Genomic DNA, 14,593 nt, shown 5'->3' on the forward strand with positions numbered 1-14,593 from the left:
CAAGCGCTGGGGATAAAGCCACTTGCAGCCTGAAACTTGCCGTTGCTGTTACCAGCAAATACCTTCGGTACGGCCGCTCACGCTGGTGGCCTTGGACATGAAGCCCACCAGGTCGACCACTTGTTTGCCTTCCGGAGCGTTATGCGCCAGGGCACGGAACTTCTCGTCACGGTTACCGAGGATGATCACGTCGGAGTTGTTGATCACATCATCGAAATCCGAGTTGAGCAGGGACGACACGTGGGGGATCTTGCCTTCGATGTAGTCCTTGTTCGCGCCGTGTACACGGGCGTATTCGACGTTGCTGTCGTAGATGCTCAGGTCGTAGCCCTTGCCGATCAGCATTTCTGCCAGCTCTACCAGGGGGCTTTCGCGCAGGTCGTCGGTGCCGGCCTTGAAGCTCAGGCCCAGTAGCGCAACTTTGCGTTTTTCGTGGCTGGAGACGATGTCGAAGGCGTTCTGTACCTGGGACTCGTTGCTGCGCATCAGCGAGTTGAGCAGCGGCGCTTCCACGTCCAGGGAGCCGGCGCGGTAGGTGAGGGCGCGCACGTCTTTTGGCAGGCACGAGCCACCGAAGGCGAAGCCTGGGCGCATGTAGTACTGGGACAGGTTGAGGGTCTTGTCCTGGCAGACCACTTCCATCACTTCGCGACCGTCGACGCCGACAGCCTTGGCAATGTTGCCGATCTCGTTGGCGAAGGTGACTTTGGTGGCGTGCCACACGTTGCAGGTGTACTTGATCATTTCGGCGACGGCGATGTCCTTGCGGATGATCGGCGCATCGAGTTCTTCGTACAGCGACTGCAGGACATCGCCGGAGGCAGTGTCGAACTCACCAATGACGGTCATCGGCGGCAGGTCGTAGTCAGCGATGGCGGTGGATTCACGCAGGAACTCCGGGTTGACCGCAACGCCGAAATCAACGCCGGCTTTCTTGCCGGAGCAGTCTTCGAGGATCGGGATCACCACGTTGGCCACGGTGCCTGGCAGTACGGTGCTGCGCACCACGATGGTGTGGCGGGTGGTCTTGTCACGCAGTACAAAACCGATTTCGCGGCATACCGACTCGATGTAGTTGAGTTCCAGGTCGCCGTTTTTCTTGCTCGGCGTGCCCACGCAGATCATCGACAGGTCGGTGTCGCGGATGGCTTCGGCGAAGTTGGTGGTACCGCGCAGTCGACCGGTTGCGATGCCTTGGCTCAACAGTTCGCCCAGACCCGGTTCAACGATGGGGGATTTACCCGCATTGATCAGGTCGATCTTTTCCTTGGAGATGTCTACGCCGACCACTTCATGGCCACGGGCAGACAGGCAACCGGCACACACGGCGCCAACGTAACCCAAACCAAATATGCTGATGCGCATCGCAATTACCTCTATGTTTAAATCATGCCATTAGATGGCCGGAGTTCATGTTTGCAAGCGTCACTGATGCCGCGAAAGTTAGGCGAATAGACGCCGACTTACCGCGTGCAGGCATGTTAAATAGCGAGTGACTAACTATTGCACTCAAGTTGTGCGCAACGTGGCCTTGTTATTGGGGCTTGCCCTGAAATGCAGCCGGTTTTCCGTGGCGGAAGGGTCCGGCGCCAGTGCCGCTGGGCTTTGATACAGGCAAGAAGCCTTTTGATATCAATGCCTTGGGTGTTAACACTGGCTCATTTAGGTCAGCGCTGCCTTGGCCTTTAGGGGGTTGGCAATGAGTCCTTATCGCCGCCCTCAACTCAATCAGTTGATGATATGACCCTCGAGCCAAAGTGCTTTATGACAACTTGGCTACTTCCATTGGTCGGTATGTAAGTCATCTCTTACGTAAACAGAGAATTTCGTTACCGGTGGTATGAGCGGTGCTTCAGGACGAAGTTCCGGGCCGCTCATCCCCTTTCCGGAAATTTTTTGAAATATTAGAAAAGATGGCACTGGTACTATATTGATAGCACTTGCTATTTAGGCCAGTAGTTATGGGGAGTTGGTGCGAGAGGATAGTTTTGTGCCACTACCGTTAAAAAAAAGTGGTGCCACTACGAAAAAAACCGACGAGTGTCGAGTGAAGAAATTGTTAGGGATGTGTCGAAATATTTTTTGACGCCAAATAAATGACGTATCTGCGCCTGAAATGCGAACAAACATGTGGGAGCGGGCTTGCTCGCGAAAGCGGTGTTTCAGTCATACATGTATCGACTGACACCCTGCTTTCGCGAGCAAGCCCGCTCCCACAGTTGGATCTCATTGTCTAAAAGAGGGGGGCAAGGCCTTATTCCGGTGCGTGATCGCGCAAAAACACCAGGTTGTCCGGCTTGGACTGCTCCGCATTGAAGCGGTAACCCTGCACATCGAACTGCTTGAGCTTCGCCGGGTCGTTGATGCGTTCTTCAATCACAAACCGGCTCATCATGCCTCGGGCCTTTTTGGCGTAGAAGCTGATGATCTTGTACTGACCGTTCTTCAGGTCCTTGAACTCGGTATTGATGATCCGCGCCTTCAACGCCGTGCGCTTGACCGCCGAAAAATACTCATTGGACGCCAGGTTGAGCAGCACATCGTCGCCTTGCTCGGCCAGTGCTTCATTCAACCACTCGCTGATGCGCGTACCCCAGAAGGCATAGAGGTCCTTGCCACGGGCATTGGCCAGCTTGGTGCCCATCTCCAGGCGGTACGGCATCATCAAATCCAACGGGCGCAGCAAGCCGTAGAGCCCCGAGAGCATGCGCAGGTGGTCCTGGGCGTAGCTGAAATCGGCATCGCTGAACGTCTCGGCGTTCAGGCCGGTATACACATCGCCCTTGAACGCCAGCAGCGCCTGCTTGGCGTTGTCTGGAGTGAAAGCCGGCGTCCAGCTGCCGAAGCGCGCGGCGTTGAGGCCACCGATCTTGTCGGAGACGTGCATCAACTCACTGATTTGCGCCGGGCTCAGTTCGCGCAGTTGCTCGATCAGTTCCTGGGAGTGGTCCAGGTACTGCGGCTGGGTGAAGCGCGCAGTGACCGGCTTGGACTCGAAGTCGAGGGTTTTGGCGGGGGAAATCACCATCAGCATGAAGTTGGCTCCTGGAATCGTGGCGTGTAGCGTGGGCGCGATTCTAGGGGGTTGGGCGTTTTGACTCCACCTATGATGGTGATAGGCACATGTTGGCGCCGATACGACCGCTGGACGAGCGCTCTGGAAAACGACTAGAGGCTGAGGATCCGCTCCAGAGACGCCAATACTTGCTGGGTGATGGTGTTCAAGCGAATCGAGTAGACCGTGTAGGCGACCGTCAGTACTACGGCAGCCATGGCCCACGGCGTCCACAATGGCCAGGCGCGTTTGATCCGGTAGTTGCGCGGCGCGACGTTGGTCAGCGGGTCGGTCAGGCGCTTGGGTGTTTCGCCACGAAGAGGGCGCAGCAGACCGTGCAACTGGTCGATGATTTTGTGTATTTCGTCATCGCCCTTGCTATGGGCGCCGTATTTGCCTTTGAGGCCTGAGATCAGGCATTGGTACATGAACTCCAGCACATGCTGGTACTTGGCGGCTTCGGCAATCATGTTGTTCATGATGGTGAAGAATTTTTCGCCGCCTTGGGTCTCGCCGTGGAATTGACTGAGCAATGAGCGGGCGCTCCAGGTAGAGAGCCTGCCCCAAGTGGTACGCATAACCACCTCGTCCACCAACAGGCACAGGCTGTAGGAGTAGGCCTTGAGCATGCTGGCGTCGTAGTCGAGCTGGCGGACTTCTTCCATGATCGCGATGATTTGGTTGCTGACGCTTTGGTACAGCGCCGGTACGTCATCGTGGTGGTCCAGACGGCGCAGGCGGATGACCAGGCCGATCAGCGGCGTGGCGGCGTCGCACAGCGGGTTCCAGGCCACGCCGCGTATATCGTATTCAGGGTCTGCCAGCAGTACGGGCGGCTTCGGCTTGGCTTGCTCCACGGTGAGGTCGGCCACTTCGTTACTGGCGTCCTGTGGCAAGTAGTTGAAGAGCTGATTGTTATGTCCTGTTGTAGGCATGTTTTTGCTGGGTGTGGGCTCACTCATTTTTTTCTCCAGTCGTGCACAACTGCTCCAATTCCGGCAATTAATCACTGAGGTCGACGCCGACCCCGTTGCCGATGCTCAGGCCTTGCCAGTGAAGGCGACAGAGCCTGTATTAGCTGAAGCCAGAAGGGGTTGATTACAGTTTGAATTTACCGTCAGGGGCTTGGCTGAAAAGGTCACCAAGCATCTGCGTGCTTACGTTCAACTGTTGTTGCTCCGCTGCTGATATACGGCGATAAAGCGGTGAAGGCGGGTGCTTCGGCGAGTCGCTGGGAAGGTCAAAACGGCGCATCCATTGGTTGCTGGTGCGCTCGTTGAGGCGCACTTCACCGGCAATCGAGCCGTAGTGCAGCGAGCCAATATTGCTGACTCGCAAGGGTTTGAGCACTTCATTGACCATCACATACAGCTCGGGGCGAGGGTCGACATCCGCTTTGCCCAAGGCAGGCCAGTCTCCAGCACGAAAAATAGTGCCCCATTCGTAAGGCAAAATGCCTATGCGTATGTCGTTGAGTTGTTCGAGCAAATCCTCGGTTGTCCCTAATTTGCTTACCCAATGGTGGGCAAGGTAGGTATACCAGTTGAGGTTGCTGTAGCCGGTGCGCCAGCTCTCGTTTGCAATCAAGAGCGTTAAATCCAAGCCCCTATAGTTTTCTAATAGCTCATATTCGACGTGCTGATAATTTTGTATTTCGTAACTATTTTGAATGCCCAGTCCTGCGGATCCATGCAAAGGGCGTAAAATGTTGCACATGTCTACAATGAGTTTTTCAAAGTTAATGCCTCCCTTGTTTTTTAGTTCTTCTACTGGAAGATAGAATCTTATTGTTGTTAGCGCGCTGTGAATTCGCTCGAACCATTCCACTGGAAGTAGTGCTTCGAACATGTATTTCCCTGGATGCTCGAACCCTTGTTGTGATGACCACATAAAAGACGCCGAGTCAGAAAATCCATCAGATTGAATGTAAGAAAGGCATCTGTTCATCGTCTGCGGGCAAAAATCTTGCTTTATTATTTTTTCACTGCCCATGTATCCCCAAATCAGTTTTTCACCGAAATGCCTACAGTAAAGCTCAAACGCCTCAGCAATGTGTTTTCGGCGAGCTGGAAGGTAAGCATCTGCCAGGTAAAAAGTTACCACTAGCCCAACTTGAAGGACCGGCTGCTCTTCGTCTTCTTTGTCGACAATGGTGAAGTCCCACCGATGGGCATCGAAGTCTTTGAAAAGCTGCTCTTCATTCATGGTTTGCCTCCGGTATATCTTCAAAAAATACATAGTTTTGGAGGGTGGTTATTAGATTTGTAGACGTGGTTAGTTATCTATGTGGACAAACTCGTCCCAGCGAACCCCGTCAAAACGCAGTAATTTTTCAGATGAAAGTGCCCACAAGACGCCGTCTTTTGATTCGATGGAGCTGACCTCTTTAGCGGTGATGTCGACCTTTTTGATTGTGTTGTCGATAAGTTTGTAAATGCCGTTATTGGCTCCGATGTAGATGTCATTTTGGAATTCAGTTGCTGAATAAAAGTCAGCATCTATTTTCTTTCGAGCGAGCACTTTAAAACCTAATCGTGCGCTCCCATTGATTATTGTCCCCTGTGAACCAACGACCCAGACAATTCCAGAGGATGAAATATAGATACAGTGAAGGTCAGCGGCTGTTAGGCGAGGTAATTTGTGCCATTGGGCTCCATCGTGATTTGCTACAAAGCCATCAGTTCCGACAACGTAGATATCGCCCGTTGAACCGTCTATATCAAACAAGTCAAGGGTTTCGTCTATGGAAAGCTTTACGCTCTCCATAAAGCTCATGTCAGTGTTTGCTATGATTAACTTGTTTTTTTGAAGTATGCCATCATCAAAATGCTCCCAGGCGGACTCGTTTCTTCTATAGATCTGTCCTCTGTGGCCACAGCTATACAACTGACCGTCTATATACTTTATTTTGTTGACGTATCCATACATTTTGCTGGATGGGTCGAGGCCGGCATCTCGTATCTTTTCAACGCTAATTGCATCTCTGCTAAAGCACTCAATGTAGCCTTCTTCGCTGAGTGCGTAGATTTTACGTGTTGCTCCTGAGGTCGGCGGAGGGAAGCAGGTTGAGACCACATGCCAGTCTGGCAGGTCATGATAGAACCACTTGTCCTTATTCTTGTCTTGGTAGAAAAAAAGTCGAGAATAAGGTTCGTCAAAAGTGCGATCTACGAATGAGCATGACATGTAATACATGTCCCTGTTGATTGCTGATCCAGTATTCATAATCAGCGAGTTTTGTTGTTTTGAGGGCATTTTCAACTTCCTTTAGAAATCACCAGCGCCGAATGTGCCAAGGGATCCAGGTGGGGTAGATCTTATAAGTTTTCCCGATTTATCAGCTCTGACTCTAAATTGTGAAGGTAAACCTTTGGTTTCATGGTATGTACGTAATTGAGCGGCCAACACGCCAGAGTTGCACCCGGTGACGCGTGCCGTTGCAAGTGCACCCATTATTTCAAGTTTTAGCAGGGTAGTGGTTCCGGGTGGGGTCTCAGATAATCCAAGTGCTGTTTCAAGAGGGTCATAAAACTTGTGTATTTTTCCATGTTGGTCCGTAAGTCCTTTTCCTCTTACACAGAGCACTAATCCCTCTGACTCGGAAAGACCTCCAGGGATTTGTTTTCTGTTGGGGCCTTGGCGTGGACCTTGTCTGAACGCACGATCTGGTACGACATGGTGGCCTGTCAAACCTTGTGCTTTGCATGTGTCTGGTTTGTAAGGGCGCAATAAACACTTTTCATTACCTAAAAATTTCCCGCCATTTTTTCCTTTAGGCAAAGCCGGATCTACTGCCTTTGTTTCAACGGCACGTGCAGCTCTTTCGGATACCTCCCTGCCACCCTGAACTCCGGCTTTGTTGATGCCTTTTCCAATGAGTACACCGCCTTTTAGCGCATCGCCTGCAAAGGGAATCGCGGCAACTGCTGAGAGGCTAGCATTCACCGCATCGCCTTCAGCAGCATAGATGCCAGCGTTGATCAAATCTGGGATTGCACCCAGTCCAGGTACGAAGCCTAGGACATCCAGGCCGCCGTGAACCCACGGGCTTGCACTAGTCCACCACCCTTTTTCTGCCTCTGTTTGCGTTTCTATGGTTGGGTTTGCCTGCGAAGCCGAAACTGCTGCAGGCACCGTCTCACCCACCACCCGCCCAATGGTGTTGCCACTCTTGAACGAACTGAACGGCGGCATCGTCGCCAATTCGGCGCGCAAGTAGCGTTTGCGCATTTCCTCGTATTCATACTCCTGCATTTCCCGGCTTTCGTGCAGTTCATTACCTTGTGCATCCCGCCCAAACAGGTCGACTTGCACGCCGCCGTTCTCGCCGAGCTGTAGCATCATTTCGTCCGGGCCGGCGATGCTGTCGGCAGGACGTCGGACGGGTACACTGACCGCATGCACCCGCACCGGTGCCAAGTTGATTGGTTCGGCCATGCGCTAAGCCCCATTCATCCAGAACTTGTCGTCATGGCGCACTACCAACTTGCCTTCGGCGCGTACGCTGCTGCTCTTCTCCAACGGGTAGCATTTGCCGCCGACTGTGTTGCTCTTGATACCTTTGGCGGCGCCAGCTCCATCCCCCTTGGTGGTCGGTACCAGGCTCTTGTCGAACACCACCACTGGCCTGCCGTTGGCACGTACCGATTTGGCCACGCCGGTAGCGGTTTTCAGCTCGGCGGTGACCGGGTAGGGCACCGGCGGGACGGCACTGCCCATCGGCGTCTTGCACACGTCGGGGACGATGCTGACCACCTTCCATTTGCCTTGTTTGCGAGCGATGACGTTATCGGCCATGTCAGAGCGCCTCCTTTGCTGCGCGTTTGATCAGCGGTGCATTCGGATCCGTCTCGAAGCGCGCTTCCAATACGCGAATGCCCAAGTGATTGGGCAGGCTGATGCGGTGGGTCAGCGCCAAGGTCATGGCTTCGGTGTCGATGCGCAGGGTGTCGGTGAGCATGGGCAATGGCAGCATGGCGCCTTTGTGCAGGCGCATTAGGACAAACGGGCGATGGCCGGGCAGTTCGACGCACAATGTGCCGTCGGGCGTAAGGCCAGGGGCGGTCAGGTTGAACAGTTCAAGACGAAACGCGGGCGGCGGAAATTCGATCTGTTGATCAACCGGCGCACCGTTCCAGTAGGCAAAGTCGAAATCCCGTGGCAAGCCCGGCCAGCGTTCCCGCTGCCAGTCCTCGTCATAGCTCCCGGCCAAGGGCAGGCGAGGCGCCCAGGCACGCCCAACCACGCCGAATCCAACCGGTTGGTTTTTGTAGCTGGCCGCGAGCTGCGCCATGCCACGGGCGTCCGGTTCATCCTCGGGGTGTTTGACCCGATCCAGACGCCACACCGGTTTGTCGATGGGCTCGATCTGTGGCGCGGGAAGTTCGCGCAGCGGCTTGTCCAGTTGATAGCCAAGGTCTTCTTGACGCTTGTCGATCCAGCCGCAGCCCAGTGGGTTGCTGTAGCAAACTTCGTTGAGCAGATAGGGCGGGGTGTTTGCATCAACCGCGTGCTCGGGATTAGGCACTACGCTGCTGCCACCGAAGGCATATTCCCAGCGCAGCGGAACACACGTTGCGGGCTGAGGTTCGGACAATTGCCAGCCGCCGAACAAGCTGTGACGAAATTGGCGAGGGCCGGTGAATTTGAGTTGCTTGTCCAGCAAGTAATGGCGCCTCGGCGCATCGGCCCGACGCTTAAAAGCTTCTTGCCGGGCGGCTTGCCATTCCATTAGCTGGTACTCGGTCAGTCGTTCGCCGGGACTCAGCGGCGTCGGCAGGGGCACCTCGATGCTGGGCGGCGGCGCCAGCGGCGCACTGATGCGCAGCCCGGCGGTCCACTGCGTTGCTGGTTGGCCTTGTGGCGCATGAGCATGGCCCGCAACGATCACATCACAGCGTGGTTTGAATGGCGCCAGGTCGCTTTCCTCGCAGACGCTGCTTGCCCCTTCCTCGCCGTAGTAGCGATCAGCGGTGCATAGGGCCAACGGATCCTCATCCAGTACCTCGGCCCGAAACTGCCCCGGTTGGTCGTCAATGGGTATCAACCGATAGCCCACCTTCAAAACCAGAACCGGGTACTCTTGGTCGTCCATGCCCAGCGCACTGAAACACAGCGCATCAAAAGGCGTCAGATTGCGAAATTCCATGACGCCCCCTAGTTGATATCCACGTCTTTGCCGTTGATCTGCACCGCGCCGCTGGCGCTGAAATCGAAGGTGCGGCCATTGATCAGTACGGTGCCGTCGGATTTCATCACCAAGGTGGATTTGCCCACCGTGACCTTGAATTCATCCCCGGCGTCGATGGTGAATTTCTTGCCCACCGCCACCGATTTGTGGATGCCGACCTGCTCGCTTTGGCTCAGGCCCACGGTGGTGTTCATGGCCGCGCCAACGCTGGTTTGGTAGGCCGCGCCAATGGTCAGCGCCTTGGCCAAACCGATGGTTTCGGCTTTGGCCAGCTTGATGGTCTCTGCCTTGTTGCCACCGATGGTCACGCTGCGGTTGGCACCGATGCTGATGGTTTCGTTCTGGCCGACGTCCTCGGTGCGGTGGTCGCCGATGGAGATGGTTTCGTTGTGCTCGACTCGCTCCTTGCGGTCGTTGCCAACGAAGATGCCGTTGTTGTTTTTGATGTGGACGTTCTTGTCCTTTTCGGCATGGATAAACACTTCCTGATGCCCGAGTTCATCCTCAAAACGCAGCTCATTGAAGCCTTCGCCTTTATGAGTTCGGCTTTTGATGGTCATCCGTGTCTTGTGCTTGGGCAGCTCATACGGTGGCAGGTTGGTTTGCCGGTATGCCCGACCGATAGCGATAGGCTGATCGGCATCGCCATCAAGGTAGCCGATGATCAGTTCCTGACCCACACGTGGGATGGCCATGGCGCCCCAAAGCTCTCCCGCCCAGCCTTGAGCCACACGAATCCAGCATGAGCTGTGATCGTTGTTTTTGTCCGTGCGATCCCACGGAAACTGCACTTTCACCCGGCCCCATTCATCGCAGTAAATCTCTTCCCCTGGCGGCCCGACCACCGTGGCGATCTGCGGGCCGTCGATGCAGGGTTTGGGGCGCAGCGGCGCCTTCCAATCCGAGGTCCAGCGGATGGCGGTGGCGGTCATTTCATAAGACGTGCCGTGGTCGCTGCCGAATGCCTCTTCCTGCAAGCTGGTGTGCTGTTTGCCTTCGTGCTTCATGGCGATGGTGCGCCAACGGTCGTTGAAGTCTTCGCGGGGATGCTCGTTGAGGTCGAAGGCGAGCCCCGGTTGCAGGCGTGCGTCGTCACCGGCCAGGTGCGCCAGTTTGGCGTCATTGCGCAGGGCGGTCAGCCGGGTCTTGGTGAAGGGTTTGCCGGCGATGTCGCGTTTGTAGCGGCCAGGGTAGTCGTAGCGCTCGTAGTCCTTGTGCTGGTTTTTCAGGTCCTGGTCGCCGGTGGCGGTGTGCTGTTGGTCGTAGCGCGGGTGGGTGAAGGTGTAGTCGCGTTGTACCTGGCGGGCGGTGCGTACTTGTTCGGTGTAGTGAAAACGGGTCAAGGCCGGTTCCGTGGCATCGCCGCCGGCCATGGGTTGGTAGATCACGGGGCAATGTTTGTGCGTGCCGATGGTGCCCAGGCCGCCGACGCGGTCGGTGAGGACGAGGGTGTGGCCGTCGTCGCGGTGTTCGAAGGTGTAGAGCAGGCCTTCCTCGGCCGCGAGGCGGGCGATGAAATCGAGGTCGGTTTCGCCGGCCTGTACGCAGTATTCGCGGCGTTGGTGGTCGAAGCAGATTTCGCGGCGGATGTCGGTCAGTCGGTGCTCGGCGAGCACACTGGTGATGATGTCGGGCACGGTCTGGCCTTGGAAAATTCGCCAATTGGAACGCAGGTCGAAACGCGCCAGGGTCGGTTCGATGACGGCGGTGTAGCGGGTGCGATGGAAGCCGGTGTCGCCCTGGGTGAACAGGCTGACCAGGCCGTGTACGTAGCGCACCGGCATTTCGCCGCGCCAGATCGTGAACAGCCCTGCCAGGTCGAGCACGTTATTGAAGTCGATGGCGGCGTTGTGGCTGGCCAGTTCCAAATGCAGTTTGAACGGCTGGGACAGGCCTTCTTCAAGCGTGAAGGACACCACATCGAAGGCATCGCCTTTCAAGGGCTCGAACGTGAATCGCAGGTCGCTTTGGCGGGGCATGGAGCTTCCTTTTTTCCTGTTGCCCCGCCAATTGCAATTGCCGTCAGCCGGGACACGATGGGGAACATGCTGCTCGCAGAGCCGCAGGTAGGGGCCGATCTTAGGAAGCCGTAAGCGAGCCCTTCAATAGGGTGGAGGGAATCAAGAGGTCTCTTACTTATTGGAGGGGCAATAGCTGTAGGATTTATCCGTCATGGCCAGCCAGAGGCCCGTCGAACCTGGCCAATGCCATCTGGGCGGACGTGATCAGCTATAGTGGCCGACGACTCTGCAGAGGGAGACCCCGCGTGCGATTAGCGCTTTTATTGTCCGCTTGCCTGCTGTGCCTGAATGCCCAGGCCGCGCCGGTGGATGTCGCCAGCCTGGACCGTGGTACCTGGCCGGAAAAACTCGTCAGCCCGGCGCTGTTCGATGTGGCTTCGCGTGCGGAGATTCTGATGTTTGCCCACGGCCTGCTCGCCAGCGAAGCCCTGGACGACGCCGCGCTCAAGCAGCGCTTGGGGTTGAAGATCATCAACCTGGCTGCCATCGACGACCTGCGTCGCCAGCTCTGGCAACGGCTGTTGGAGAACTACACATTCGCCCAGCAGAGCTGCGAAGAAGACGCCTCGTTCTGCTACCTGGTGGAAAACATGGACGACCTGCGTGAGCAGGCCGGCAAGTTCGAGGTCAGTGACAACTCTTTCTATATAGGCTGGGCCGAGCCCAGTCGGCACTTTCACGAGCGCTATCTGGACGAGTTGTTGCGCAAGGCCGCGCTGTTTCCGCAGATCAGCAGTGAAGTGGCGCGCTTTGGCGATCATGAGCGCAACGGTGATGAACTCAATGACCGGATGTTTTTGCTGACCTTTGACGGTGGCCCTGCACCGGTCAGCGGCAATACCGACTGGCTCACCGATTACCTGCGCAAGCAAAAGATGAACGCGACGTTCTTTGTCCTTGGCAGCAGCTTGCAAACCCGCGTGGAGCGCAGTTCCGCCGCCGATGTGCAGGCGCTGTACCAAGGGCAGTGCGTGGGGCTTCAGGGCTGGCAGTACCGCTCCCACAGCCATTGGGTCGACTGGCAAAGCTCCATCACCCGCAGTGCCGGGCTGGTACAGAACCTGATGCCGGAAAATTATGTGCCCTTGTTCCGGCCACCGTATGGGCAACGCCGTGCGGACAGCCAGGGCTTCTTTCAGCAACAGGGCTTGCAAGTGGCGTTATGGGATATCGATTCCCAGGACGAGCCGGGCAAGCTCAAGGCCGATGAGTCGGCGCAACGGGTGCTGACGCTGATGCTGCTGTGGCGCAAAGGCGTGATCGTGTTTCACGACACCCAGGACAAGGCGCGGGTGGCATTGCCGATGATGTTGCAGGCGACGGCGCAGAGTGGCTTGGGTTGGCAGGAGTGCCGCGAGGCATTTCGATGAAGTGCCCGACTTTGCTGGGGATGGGGTGTTTTTGGGGCGATTTGCTGCGACATTTCAATGCAGGCGGACTTCCGACTTTAACGGGGTACATGGCACTCGGCTAGTGCTATTCGTCATCCTGAAAAATAAACTTCAAAAAAGCGTCAAAGTGCTTTTTCCTGTCATGGGTTTTGCGGTATTACGAAGTCAGATCGCCGAAACCTGCAGCACAGGTGGCGTCTTCCAAGACTCCTCCTGTGGGCACTGCACTTGACCTTACTCAAGGTGCAATCGGTGGTCGAATCGAGGCGCAGCACCGCCCAGGTATTGCGTCGAATGGCTCCCACAAAGGTGACCGAGTATGGATGATCATGGACGTAACCCTTCTTCCGACCAGCCAATCCTTTATGTGCTTGATACCAACGTACTGATCCACGATCCAAACGCACTGCTGAACTTCGAAGAACACCACGTCGCCATCCCGATGATCGTGCTTGAGGAGCTCGACAAACTCAAAAGCGGCCACCACAGCGTTGCCGCCGAATGCCGCCAGGCCATCCGCCTGATCGACAAGACCCTGGGTGAAGCCTCGCCCGAGGACGTTGAAGTTGGCGTACCGATCCAGCGTGGCAAGGGCGGGCCCAAGGGCTTGCTGTCGATTCTGATGAGCAAGCGCAGCGAGCCCAACAGCCTGCTGCCGGAAAACCTGAACGACAACAAAATCATCAACCAATTGATCGACCTGCACGCCCGCGACAAGGACCTGCGCGTGGTGCTGGTGACCAAAGACATCAATATGCGCCTCAAGGCACGAGCGTGTGGGATCGCTGCCGAGGACTACAGTACCGACCAGTTGGTCGACGACGTGTCGATGTTGTCCCGTGGTTATCACATGATGACCGGCTCGTTCTGGGACCGTGTGAGCAAGGTCGAAACCCGTCAGGACCACGGCCGCACCTGGCACCAGGTACAGCTGATCGACAACCTGCCGGCCGTGCATATCAATGAGTTCATCGTCGATGAACAGGGCTTCGTGGGCTGGATCAAAGAGATCCAGGTCGACAAGCTGCTGATCCTCGACCTGCATCAGGAACCCCTGTTGCACCAGGAAGCCTGGGGCCTGAAACCGCGTGATATCTACCAGAGCCTGGCGCTCTACGCGCTGCTCGACCCGGACATCCATCTGGTCAACCTGACCGGCGCCGCAGGTTCAGGCAAAACCATCCTGGCTCTGGCCGCCGCCATCGAACAGACCATGGTCACCAAACGCTATCGCCGCATCATCGCCACCCGCAGCGTGCAGGGCCTGGACCAGGAAATCGGCTTTCTGCCCGGTACCGAGGCGGAAAAAATGGAGCCGTGGCTGGGGGCGATTACCGACAACCTCGAAGCCTTGCACATGGATGACGAAAACACCCATGGCAGCGTCGACTACATCCTCAGCAAAGTGCCGTTGCAGTTCAAATCCCTCAACTACATCCGAGGTCGCAGCTTCCAGCAAAGCCTGATTCTGATCGATGAATGCCAGAACCTTACACCGCACCAGATGAAAACCATCATCACCCGTGCGGGCGCCGGTTCCAAAGTGGTGTGCCTGGGTAACCTGGCGCAGATCGACACCCCTTACCTGTCCGCGACCAGCTCCGGGCTGACTTACCTGACGGAACGCTTCAAAGACTTCCCGAACGGCGTGCACATTGCGCTGCAAGGGGTACCGCGTTCGATTCTGGCTGAATACGCCGAGTCCCATCTGTAACTGCATTGAACCTGCTATGAAAAACCCCGGATTTTTCACGAAGTCCGGGGTTTTTGTTTTGTGCGACATTTGCCTGCGTTAACGCGTCCTGGGTGCTTGTGGTCTCTGTAATTATTTTGTTACATTTTTTCTTGCGGTAAAAACTATAAGAACACTGCAAGACCCCGTCGGAACACCACCTCCTTGATTCGACGAACGTTTAGAAAACCTGTCCAGGGTTTT

11 protein-coding genes are annotated in these 14,593 nt (G+C 56.0%); 2 read left to right on the forward strand and 9 right to left on the reverse strand.

The window, feature by feature from the left end:
* Window positions 1–48: 48 nt before the first annotated feature.
* The 9 genes from N2A98_RS05160 to tssI form a co-directional block, all read right to left on the reverse strand.
* The gene (locus tag N2A98_RS05160; protein ID WP_032893483.1) at window positions 49–1,365 is read right to left on the reverse strand and encodes a nucleotide sugar dehydrogenase; all 1,317 of its coding nucleotides are present in this window, start codon (window positions 1,363–1,365) and stop codon (window positions 49–51) included.
* A gap of 889 nt (window positions 1,366–2,254) precedes the next feature.
* Window positions 2,255–3,034 (reverse strand): peroxide stress protein YaaA, encoded by a 780-nt coding sequence (gene yaaA / locus N2A98_RS05165; RefSeq protein WP_275623099.1) that lies wholly within the window; start codon window positions 3,032–3,034, stop codon window positions 2,255–2,257.
* Window positions 3,035–3,168: 134 nt separating this feature from the next.
* Window positions 3,169–4,017, reverse strand: a complete 849-nt coding sequence (gene icmH, locus N2A98_RS05170; protein WP_275623100.1) for a type IVB secretion system protein IcmH/DotU — start codon at window positions 4,015–4,017, stop codon at window positions 3,169–3,171.
* Window positions 4,018–4,153: 136 nt separating this feature from the next.
* Complete coding sequence (locus tag N2A98_RS05175) at window positions 4,154–5,260, reverse strand: type VI immunity family protein (RefSeq protein ID WP_078802517.1); 1,107 nt, start codon at window positions 5,258–5,260, stop codon at window positions 4,154–4,156.
* Between the two features lie 69 nt (window positions 5,261–5,329).
* Window positions 5,330–6,310 carry a hypothetical protein gene (locus N2A98_RS05180; RefSeq protein WP_078802518.1) on the reverse strand — a complete coding sequence of 327 codons (981 nt, stop codon included), beginning with the start codon at window positions 6,308–6,310 and terminating at the stop codon, window positions 5,330–5,332.
* A 12-nt stretch (window positions 6,311–6,322) separates the two neighbouring features.
* A complete protein-coding gene (locus N2A98_RS05185) occupies window positions 6,323–7,492 on the reverse strand; it encodes a hypothetical protein (protein WP_143480594.1) in 1,170 nt (389 codons plus the stop codon).
* Between the two features lie 3 nt (window positions 7,493–7,495).
* On the reverse strand, window positions 7,496–7,852 hold the full coding sequence (locus N2A98_RS05190) for a DUF4150 domain-containing protein (protein WP_047712633.1): 357 nt from the start codon (window positions 7,850–7,852) through the stop codon (window positions 7,496–7,498).
* 1 nt (window position 7,853) lies between these two features.
* The gene (locus tag N2A98_RS05195; RefSeq protein ID WP_078802519.1) at window positions 7,854–9,203 is read right to left on the reverse strand and encodes a DUF2169 domain-containing protein; all 1,350 of its coding nucleotides are present in this window, start codon (window positions 9,201–9,203) and stop codon (window positions 7,854–7,856) included.
* Window positions 9,204–9,211: 8 nt separating this feature from the next.
* Window positions 9,212–11,224, reverse strand: a complete 2,013-nt coding sequence (gene tssI, locus N2A98_RS05200) for a type VI secretion system tip protein TssI/VgrG (RefSeq protein WP_275623101.1) — start codon at window positions 11,222–11,224, stop codon at window positions 9,212–9,214.
* A gap of 287 nt (window positions 11,225–11,511) precedes the next feature.
* Between tssI and N2A98_RS05205 the strand changes: the two genes are divergently transcribed.
* Window positions 11,512–12,636, forward strand: a complete 1,125-nt coding sequence (locus tag N2A98_RS05205; RefSeq protein WP_275623102.1) for a polysaccharide deacetylase family protein — start codon at window positions 11,512–11,514, stop codon at window positions 12,634–12,636.
* Window positions 12,637–12,976: 340 nt separating this feature from the next.
* On the forward strand, window positions 12,977–14,371 hold the full coding sequence (locus N2A98_RS05210) for a PhoH family protein (protein WP_003188745.1): 1,395 nt from the start codon (window positions 12,977–12,979) through the stop codon (window positions 14,369–14,371).
* Window positions 14,372–14,593 lie beyond the last annotated feature (222 nt).

Source organism: Pseudomonas sp. FJ2-5-13 (genome assembly GCF_029201605.1).
Taxonomy (GTDB): domain Bacteria; phylum Pseudomonadota; class Gammaproteobacteria; order Pseudomonadales; family Pseudomonadaceae; genus Aquipseudomonas; species Aquipseudomonas lactis.

Excerpts from the sequence above, each read along its gene's own strand:
- N2A98_RS05180 (WP_078802518.1), bottom strand. The coding sequence starts at position 6,310 with ATGCCCTCAAAACAACAAAACTCGCTGATTATGAATACTGGATCAGCA.
- N2A98_RS05210 (WP_003188745.1), top strand. The coding sequence starts at position 12,977 with ATGGATGATCATGGACGTAACCCTTCTTCCGACCAGCCAATCCTTTAT.
- N2A98_RS05190 (WP_047712633.1), bottom strand. The coding sequence starts at position 7,852 with ATGGCCGATAACGTCATCGCTCGCAAACAAGGCAAATGGAAGGTGGTC.
- icmH (WP_275623100.1), bottom strand. The coding sequence starts at position 4,017 with ATGAGTGAGCCCACACCCAGCAAAAACATGCCTACAACAGGACATAAC.
- N2A98_RS05185 (WP_143480594.1), bottom strand. The coding sequence starts at position 7,492 with ATGGCCGAACCAATCAACTTGGCACCGGTGCGGGTGCATGCGGTCAGT.
- tssI (WP_275623101.1), bottom strand. The coding sequence starts at position 11,224 with ATGCCCCGCCAAAGCGACCTGCGATTCACGTTCGAGCCCTTGAAAGGC.
- N2A98_RS05160 (WP_032893483.1), bottom strand. The coding sequence starts at position 1,365 with ATGCGCATCAGCATATTTGGTTTGGGTTACGTTGGCGCCGTGTGTGCC.
- yaaA (WP_275623099.1), bottom strand. The coding sequence starts at position 3,034 with ATGCTGATGGTGATTTCCCCCGCCAAAACCCTCGACTTCGAGTCCAAG.
- N2A98_RS05195 (WP_078802519.1), bottom strand. The coding sequence starts at position 9,203 with ATGGAATTTCGCAATCTGACGCCTTTTGATGCGCTGTGTTTCAGTGCG.
- N2A98_RS05175 (WP_078802517.1), bottom strand. The coding sequence starts at position 5,260 with ATGAATGAAGAGCAGCTTTTCAAAGACTTCGATGCCCATCGGTGGGAC.